This is a genomic window from Bartonella sp. AP331QHHD (assembly GCF_042195905.1).
Taxonomy (GTDB): domain Bacteria; phylum Pseudomonadota; class Alphaproteobacteria; order Rhizobiales; family Rhizobiaceae; genus Bartonella.
In genome coordinates this window covers 1-8,077 of sequence record NZ_JBHIPG010000011.1, presented here as the reverse complement: position 1 = coordinate 8,077, position 8,077 = coordinate 1, and the positions used below count along the sequence as shown (strand labels likewise).

Annotated in this window: 5 protein-coding genes; 3 read left to right on the top strand and 2 right to left on the bottom strand. The window is 35.9% G+C overall.

The window, feature by feature from the left end; translation table 11 throughout:
- The first annotated feature begins 148 nt into the window (after positions 1-148).
- From ACFIMS_RS01495 to ACFIMS_RS01485, 3 genes are all read left to right on the top strand, one after another.
- A complete protein-coding gene (locus ACFIMS_RS01495) occupies positions 149-634 on the top strand; it encodes a hypothetical protein (protein ID WP_375696313.1) in 486 nt (161 codons plus the stop codon).
- Between the two features lie 2,228 nt (positions 635-2,862).
- On the top strand, positions 2,863-3,306 hold the full coding sequence (locus ACFIMS_RS01490) for a hypothetical protein (RefSeq protein ID WP_375610680.1): 444 nt from the start codon (positions 2,863-2,865) through the stop codon (positions 3,304-3,306).
- Positions 3,307-4,983: 1,677 nt separating this feature from the next.
- Complete coding sequence (locus tag ACFIMS_RS01485; protein ID WP_375674543.1) at positions 4,984-5,757, top strand: DUF4167 domain-containing protein; 774 nt, start codon at positions 4,984-4,986, stop codon at positions 5,755-5,757.
- Between the two features lie 1,296 nt (positions 5,758-7,053).
- On the opposite strand, the gene ACFIMS_RS01480 is transcribed toward ACFIMS_RS01485, so the two are convergent.
- Together ACFIMS_RS01480 and ACFIMS_RS01475 are read right to left on the bottom strand one after the other, a co-directional pair.
- Positions 7,054-7,503: a hypothetical protein gene (locus ACFIMS_RS01480; RefSeq protein ID WP_375629205.1), complete on the bottom strand. Its 450-nt coding sequence runs from the start codon at positions 7,501-7,503 to the stop codon at positions 7,054-7,056.
- A 44-nt stretch (positions 7,504-7,547) separates the two neighbouring features.
- Positions 7,548-7,913: a hypothetical protein gene (locus tag ACFIMS_RS01475; RefSeq protein WP_375629217.1), complete on the bottom strand. Its 366-nt coding sequence runs from the start codon at positions 7,911-7,913 to the stop codon at positions 7,548-7,550.
- Positions 7,914-8,077: the final 164 nt, after the last annotated feature.

Genomic DNA, 8,077 nt, shown 5'->3' with positions numbered 1-8,077 from the left:
GGTTTTCTGAGGTTTTCTGAGGTTTTCTGAGGTTTTCTGAGGTTTTCTGAGGTTTTCTGAGGTTTTCTGAGAAATGCAAGAGCCGTACAACGAAAAAAGAGATGCAAATGCCTTAATACGCGTTTAGCTTATCAAAAAGGGGGATATAATGGCACTTTTTCCATTTTCTATTGCTGATATTGATGATCCGGAATGTATTCGTGTGGTTCTTTATGCTAGCGGAAGAATGGGACATGCTCCTTTAAACGCATTGTTGAAGAAAGCATATGAAGATATTACAAAAATTGCAAAGCGCATGGATGCTTTAGAAAAAAAATTAAATGCTCTAGATCTTATCAATGTCGAACAGAAAAAAAATGAGAAAGAAGAGAAGCAAGACAGTATTAATAGTGTTGTGAGTGGTGGAATAACGACACCAAACAGTTTTGTGAGCGCACCAGAAATTAAAACAGAATCATCGTCCGTTGGAGACATATTTTTTTCTCCAATATACGAGGCGCCAAAAATAGACTACAGCTCTTTTATTTCAAAATTTACAGCACATAAGCCGCTAGAAATACACAGTAGTGTTACTCAAAACATCAGTGTTGAGCATTCTAGAGAGATTTCTTCTTTGTTAGATAAGGAAAAATAGAAAAGAGTGATCATAACAATATGTATGGGTTGAAGCTATAGATGAGATAAACCTGATTTATATCTTCGGTGGGGATTGGAATTGCACTCTGTTTGAGATGTTAAAAAATGGTAAAAATTGATAGAGAAGCGTTGTTGCTGGATAAGTTGATCATGCGTTGTTGGGGAGAGTAGGGCGCATATTGAAATCTAAGGGTAAGTTTTTAAAGCCTACAGAGCAAGGAGCCATGCCCAAATAGAAACGCATGGCAAAAGAAGCTTTAAAAAGATAAAAAATCGTGCAATCATTTTAAAAAGCTTTTGGATAGAGCGTTTGATGATTTTAACTCTATAAATAATTTGCGGTTTTTACGCTTTTTTAAAAGAGAAAAAGTGCAGTTCATCGCAATTTTAATTTGTTAAAAATCCCATAAAAAGAAAATGTTAATTGCCAAAAGGACAAAAGCAGAAAAATGCCTATAAAAAAATCATGCGTATCGTTGTGTTTTTTCTTATAAAGAAGAGAAATGCTGTACTGTTGGAGCAGGCTTGAAGGCTAACGTTTCACTTGTTTTCTTATCAGACAAGATTGTACAAGCGGTTGTTGATTTGTCTTATCCTGTTTATGCTGTAAAGACTGTCCTTTCAGGTGTGATGATATAAGGCAAGTCTCTTTGTAAGAGCTTCCATGATACAAAAAGTGTTTTTTAAAGGGCGTGGCAAATATTTAAGGCAGGCTTATTTGTTGAGCTTTAAGTTTAAATCAATCACATGTGAGAAAGCCAAATGGACCCCACTGCAATCTGGGCTGTTGATAAATCAGATTGGGTGAAGAATCTTCATCTTTTGAAGTGGTGAATGTAAGTTAAGAAAAACCAGCTTTTACAAGCGTAAAAGAACGGGTCTTATTATAATTATGGACTTAAATCATGTGTGTTTTTTCATGGATTATATTGAGATAAAGCTACAAAGTATTTTGATTTATTTGATACGTTTTTATTTTAGAAAGTGTATTGTTATAAACAGCTCTCCTCAATACGAATGTATCATTATTTATACTCTTTTTGGATATTTTTATAAATATAATTAAAAAGCTTGCAATACTATACGTTTTGTGTATAAGTATTTATTATTGATTTCTTTTGTATTTTATTTAGTTATATCTCTATTCATAAGCCGCGCCTTTAAATGGTGCGGCTTTTTTTACTTTCTAATAACAGGGGCGCTATATATTTGTTATTGAGATGGCTTTGGATATTTTTCTCATTATTGTATTTTGTGATTTCATTTTGCAGTGAAATCTTTAAATTCTTGTGTGTTTTATCCCAATAGGGAAGATTCAAATAAAAATGCAGGCGTCTGGGTTTGGTTTCTTTGCTTTGGTTGGGGGGCGTTGAATAGTTAAAGAATCTTTGTGATTGTTTGACGGAGAATGATATGAGGTGAAGCATAAAATGGTGGCGCATTTGAAGGGCCATTATCATACATGCCAGCATGGTCAAAAATGCAAATGTGTCTTTAACAGTGTTTGTTGATCTCGATTAGAAAGTCCATTCTTTTTTGTTAGGAGTTTTACATCTATAATCTCTTATCTTGTTTTAGCGACTGCTTTTTGAGGGGGCGGTAATAGAAGGCGTATAAGATTTTATATATGAAGTGTTTGTGTGGTGAATAACGGTAAATCCATTGAGCACTCCCATCTTTACGCTTATGTAGAGGCAAGCCCGCACCATTATTGTATTTTCTAGCTCCCAATTTTGCTACGGTCTTTGACACTTAAGACGATTCATAAGAGGCATATGCCTTTCTTATACAGTTTTTAATCCACATGCTAGCTCCGCTTGTAACTTGTAAGCAACATGGTTTTGATTGTTTCAATAGAAAACAAACTTCGGATGAGAGAATCCTATGGTGTTCGGGTTTCTCATTCAACATGTAAAACAATAAATATTCTTTATAAATCAATATGACATGTCTTAACAAAGACGAATTGTTTATAGATCCGCATGGATGAAGAATCTTCGTCTTTAAAAGTGGTGAGAGAAAATCATCAGCCCTATTTTTTCATAAAGGGCATGAGAAAAGTGTTTCATAAGAATTATATACGATAAGAATTATACGGTAAAAAAGAGAGTCTTTTGACATAAGAGTCTTGATCGTTTGCGGCTATAACCTGTATTGTGTACACAGATACTTCTATCATTTTTTGCTGTAAAAGCTTCTCTTGGGATATTAAAGGGTACAATCTTTATGGAAAAAAGAATCCGAGCAAGACAAAAGGCTTATTTCAAAAGATTATATCGCAAGATTGCTTTTGTTTGCATAATACTTTTTTGTATAGTGTTTTTGTGTTTTGTTGTTGCAAAGGTGGTTAGTTATTTTTCTTCTCATAAAAAAGTAACACAACAAGCACCCGTTGAATTGGTTATTCCTGTTTTTGATCTACGCGTATATTGCAAGGAAATTTCTGCCTCCGTTATGCCCGATATGAAAAGAGAGGTTTATCAGCATTGTCTTAATTTGGAAAGTGAGGCCTATTTTGCTATTCGTGAAATGTGGGATAAGCTTTCTGATAGTGCTAAAAAACAATGTTTGACGAGGGTCCGTCCTGGGGATGGAAATTATTTTCTCTTACGAGACTGTTTTCTGAATGAAAGAGAAAATAAAACAGGCAAAAGGCGCAATTACTTTTAAGTTTTTATATGGAAAGTTAAAAGGATGCGAATTTTGATAAAAAGATAAAAGCCTCTTAAATGACTATCTGCCTCATGACCAATAGCAGCTTGATTTATTTATCTTGTTATATCGCACTTCTTATTTAAGGTGTGGCGACATAAGGTATGGATGGCCTCCTTGAAATGTTTAAGGGGGCGTGGTGGAGTTTCAGGAGGATTTGTTGCGCTTTTTTAAGGGAAATAACGAGTGTGGGAAATCCATTTCGTGATGGTTTTGGTGAATGGTATAATGGTAAAACCATCATGAAATGTATAAAATTTATAAAGCAAGTTCATCTTTATGGTTTAAACAAAGAATAAGCCGGTACTATCTCACACTTTGCTCGCTCCCAATGGTGCTCTCGACAACCCTTTAGCCTTAGAGACGGTTCATAAGAGGCACTTTTAGTCTTTTTATCGTTTTTACTCCACGCAGGTTTTCCCACATGTAACATGCAAGAAAAAGAGATTGATTCAACAGCAAACAGATTGAGGATGAAAAATCCTACGGTATTAATTTTCTTACTCAACACAAAAAATATGAATTATCATTACAAATCAATTTAGTGTATGAATTTTATAAGTATTTTCATTGTTAACAGACCAGTGTGATTTGAGAACCTTCATTCTTTGAGGGTGTAAGTCAATAGACATGACAAAAATGAGTAAAAAACATTCCTTTTATAAACATTTACGGCTTCTTCATGCGTAAAGCGCTGTGCTGGGTTTAAAAATGTGCTTGTTTTATAATTCTAGTTTTCTTTATCAGAAAAGATAAGTAAGGAAATACGTTAGGCCATTCTTATTGATAGGCTTTGAGGAGGGTATTTTTTTGAGAAGAAGCTGATTTTTAAAAAAGTGTGACATATTGGTCGTTTTTTTCATAATTTGATATTTTTTTGTATTTAAATATTTTGTTTTTAAGCTCAATTTGTTATAAATAAAAACTGTGATTAACTTAAAAACTCTATGGGTTAAAATAAAAATTGATAGTATCATTGACTTGTTTGGGAAAGAAGATTGATCTCTTGGTGATTATAGGGCTTGAATAATACTTCGTGTTAATCTATCTATAAAAGTTAAGAGGTTTTGTGAGGCGATCGTGGATTATCGCTCGCAAGGGGTTGCTTTAGCGATGAAGAGAGGCTATATTTATAAAATAAAGAGGTTCGCGCAGTGACTCGTTGGGATGGAAGTGCTTGTGAGTTAAATGCACGAGGGGGTAGAGAATATCGGCGTTTTTAGGAGCGGTGGTTTTAGAGCAAAAAAGGAAGCTTCTACTATTCTCTGGCAGGAATTTTTTCTTTGTCGGGTGTGTTATATGTGTGTTTTCCTTTTTGTTTTCCACAAGATAATTATTTTTTTAGTGAAATATGGTTTATTTTAAAAAAAACACTTGGCATTTTACGTGAACATCATTAGGTTTCTGCTGTTTGACAGAGAAAAAGGGAATTTTTGATTTACGATTTCCCTGCTGTTTTGTGATTTTCAAGAAAATATATGCTTTTATCAATATCAGTAGGGTTCGTTTGAGTGAAATAAACGCGGATAGCTTGATAATCGTATGTTAAACATGATCAGCATTATCAAAAGATAATGTAATGAGGAAGCGTCAATTAAGACACACATAAGACAAACACTCCAAAAAGGGATAAAGATGAGGCCACAACAAAATAGACGGGTACGCGGTCGCAATAATAACAATAATGGTAATAACAATAATAATCGTCGCGGTCCTAATCCGTTGTCTCGCAATTATGAAAGTAGCGGTCCGGATGTTAAAATTCGCGGGAATGCTCAGCAAATTGCCGATAAATACATAAGCCTTGCGCGTGATGCACAAGGTGCAGGCGATCGTGTTATGTCGGAAAATTATTTACAACATGCCGAGCACTATTTGCGTATTATTTTAGCAGCAGCTGGGCAAATGTCTCAATCGGTTCGGCGTGATGAAAATCGTGGTGATGAAAACGAAAATCGTGATGAAAACAATGGGCAAGAATGCGGTGAAATAAATCTTGATGGTGAAAAAAAGGATGCTGTCGAGGGTGATACAGATGTATTACAAATGTCGTCGCAAAAAAATGGCAATGGCCAATATGATAAAGCGCAAAATGGAGATGCGCGAGAAAACGCTTTAGAGGCTCTATCGGATGAAAAAACAAATCAAGAGCACTGCCTCTCTGAGAAAAATGTTGAACCTGTCAAAAAAATACGTCGTTCTCCTCGTCGACGTACTGTACGGACTCAAGATGAATCATCTCTTGAGCTTTCACTTACAACAGCAGAAAGCTCTAGCAATGGAGATGCATCAACAGCAACAAAAACAGCAACAAAAGAGGATTCTTCTTTGCCTGGATTAGGTGAGGGGATACAGAGAAAACCACGCCGTCGCCGAGTGGTCAATCTTGAGGCAGAGGAAAATGTTTAAACCTGAAGGGTGCTGTGTAAGCGCGCTTGTGTGGTGATGTTATTGGTATCATGATAATAAATTATAATATGCTCAAGAAGCTTCTTGCGCTTTCCTTGAGTTTTCACGGGGCTGTATTGAGACTTAACGAAGGCTGTTGACAGAAAAGATTGCCTCTTTGCTGAGATTTAAGTAAGGGAATACAGAGAAAACCACGCCGTCGCTCAAGTGGTCAATCTTGAGGCAGAGGGAAATGTTTAAACCTGAAGGGTGCTGTATAAGCGCTTGTGGTGATGTTATTGGTATCATGATAGTAAATTATAATATGCTCAAGAAGCTTCTTGCGCTTTCTTTGGATTTTCACCGGCAGTATTGAGACTTAACAAAGGGTGTTGACAGAAAAGATTGCTTCTTTGCTGGGATTTAAGTGAGGGAATACAGAGAAAACCACATCCGTGTATTTTAAGAGGCAGTTCTTTTATGAAGAACGCAATGTCGTTGTTTTATTTAATTCACACTTATATTCAATGTATTCATGCCCATTTCGCACTGGTGTTCATGAATTCTATCATGTGAAATCCATCGGTTATCTTTGCTTAATAAAAGATGTAAACTGGGCGTTATTGCTTTAATTTTCAATGTTGCAACAGTTCTTCTTTTGATACCTGATCATTCATAAGAGGTATTTTATTCATCCATTTCCTTGCTGGGATATGTGAGGAAATGATTTTGATTCAGTTTTTTACGAACAGATTTGAAAGGGAGAATCTTACAGTATTTGAGGTTCTCATTTGACATGCAAAATAAATCATCACTATAAATTAATATGTTGAATTTTTGCACTCAAGAAGAGGTATTTCTTGCACGTTTATTAGCTTTTCCCAAGTGATGTCATTTTCTTAAAATGGGAATGCGTTGACAGAAAGGTTTCTTCTTTTCCAAGATTTAAGTGAGGGGATACAGTAAAAAACGCGCCGTCGCCCGTGTGGTGGATATTTAAGACTTATCACATTAATTTATAATAATAATTCATTGTTTGAATGTTAGGTGAGGGCCCCTAAACCCCTAGAATTCTCTCATTTCCAAATTTGTTCCATGTTGGATCAACAAAAAACATTCGCTTGCACGTTGCAAACGGGGAGAGCCCGTGTGGATAAATTTGTATAAGAAGGAATAAAAATGGCTCTTATGAACTCTCTCTAGCGCCAAGGATTGTGGGCAACATCCACGAGTTGGTAAAGCGTGTGATAATGCCGGCTTGCAGAAAATGTTTAAACCTTCAGAATGCTATGTCAGCGCTTATTGATGTTAGTTTTCTTAATGAGGCATTATCTTCGCTCTCTCTTTTGTTGTTTCAACAGAAAGAATGGAGACAAGTGCACCGGTATGATAATTGTAAATCATAAATTTTGTTTGTCCATCAGGGGTTAAAACTTTCAGTACAATATTGTGTTCTGAGAGGCTTTGCGACAAAATCTGTGTTTTTTCCGGTAGAGAGAGCGTATGATGGATAACGTGTGGGTTTTTGCTGAGAGAGGAAGATAGCTCTGTTTGTTTTGGCGCTGATCCGGTTTTTATCACTTTATAAACAATTAAAAACAGTACGGTTAGAATAAGGAAAAGCGTTATTAAAACGGAAATAATCATTAAACCCATAAGTTTTTTTCTCACTCGTTCTACGGCAGGGTCTAAAGGGAGATCTTGAGGCAGAGAATTTTGCTCTGTGTGATGGTCTTTTGAAGGTTGCATTCGCTTATTATCCATCATGTCTTTCATTGATTATTTTTTTGAGATCTGATGGGTTTATGCTTTTAAAGTTTTTTGTGCAAGAGGTTTGTGGAAGAAGAATGCAAAAGAGGAAGCGATGTTGGTAAAATATCTTCTTTGTGGACTGTAGACACCTTGTCCTTTACGTTTTGGCTTTTAAGCAGGAAATTTCCATGGTTTGTTACAGACCAGATCAAGTTTACTTCTTGTTGATGTAAACTGGGTTGTACGTTTATACATTGAGCAAAAATTTGTTGTCCATAAAGTGCAAACTTTTTTGTGGACGGGACCATGGCCTGTTCACAAGCTTGAGCCGTGGGATAGATTTTAACCATTGTATTGTTCGAATAGCAACTATTAAAATCATCTGTACATGAAACTAATAAGAGGATAAAAACAAGGGGATTCATCAATTATTTTCCAAATGACAGGTTGACAGCGCGGACTCCAATTTGTCAGCCTAGGGGCTTCTTCACTGTTAAACGGTTTCACAGTTTTTTAGTTCCCCTTTGAGATGGGTTTTCCCCTTTGAGATGGGTTTTCCCCTTTGAGATGGGTTTTCCCCTTTGAGATG